This is a genomic window from Saccharomonospora iraqiensis subsp. paurometabolica YIM 90007 (assembly GCF_000231035.2).
Lineage (GTDB): Bacteria > Actinomycetota > Actinomycetes > Mycobacteriales > Pseudonocardiaceae > Saccharomonospora > Saccharomonospora paurometabolica.
Map to the genome: position 1 here is coordinate 56,745 of NZ_KI912254.1, position 980 is coordinate 57,724.

The 980-nt window shown below is 76.3% G+C and carries 1 protein-coding gene and 1 pseudogene; both read right to left on the minus strand.

Annotated elements, in window-relative coordinates; all coding sequences use genetic code 11:
- A pseudogene (locus tag SACPADRAFT_RS28605) lies at positions 1-481 on the minus strand (MFS transporter); the annotation flags it as partial.
- 94 nt (positions 482-575) lie between these two features.
- Positions 576-980 (minus strand): PucR family transcriptional regulator (locus SACPADRAFT_RS28610; RefSeq protein ID WP_007027756.1); only part of this gene is annotated, 405 nt, incomplete at its 5' end.

Below are 980 nucleotides of genomic sequence, written 5' to 3' on the forward strand. Positions count from 1 at the left end.
CGAACGTCTCCCCGAGCGGTGGGGTGGCCGACGACCCCAGGGCCCCGCCCGCCTGCAGCGCGGCCGTGTAGACACCGGTCATCAGCCCGACCCGGGCGGCGAAGGCGGACTTGACGACCACCGGCAGCAGCACGTTGGCCAGCGCGATCCCGGCGCAGGCCACGAGTGTGCCGCCGAGCACGATGTACGCCCCGCCCAGCACGCGCAGCACCAGCCCCGCCGACAGCACCGCCAGCGCGGTCCCGATGGCGGGGCCGAGCCCGAACCGGCGGGCGAGCGCGGGCGCGGCCGGGCTCGCGGCCGCGAAGCACAGTCCCGGCAGGGTGGTCAGCGCCCCCGCCCAGGTGCCGGTGGCGCCCAGCCCGACGCGCATCTGGTCCAGGACCGCACCCACCGCCGTGATCGCGGGGCGCAGGTTCAGCGCGGTCAGCACCACGGCGAGCGCGAGCAGCATCCCGCCACCCACACGCGCCCGCGACATGGGGGCCACCGTATCCCGGCCACCCCCGGTGACCGTCCGGGCCGCGAACCGTGTGCGCCGGACCGACGCCCGCCGGGGTGGCGCGGACAGCGGTTCACGGCGGGGCGGCTCCGGGCGGCAACGCCCCGGACAGGGCGTGCAGCCGCAACGCCAGTTGCAGCTCCAGTGCCCGGTCCGGGTGCTGCCAGTCGTCACCGAGCAGCGCCGAGATGCGTTCGAGGCGCTGCGCGACGGTGTTCACGTGGACGTGGAGGTCGTCCTTGGCCCGGGTGAGGTTGCCGCCGCACGCGAAGTACGCGTGCAGTGTCCGGAGCAGGTCGGTACCGCGCGCGGCGTCGTAGTCCAGCACCGGGCCGAGCGTGGCCCGCACGAACTCCGGCACGTCCGCGCGGTCGCCGAGCACGAGTCCCACGAACCCGAGGTCGGCGGGTGCGGCGCCGTCGCCGTGCCTGCCCAGCGTGCGCAGGGCCCGGACACAGCGCACGGACTCGGCGTGGGA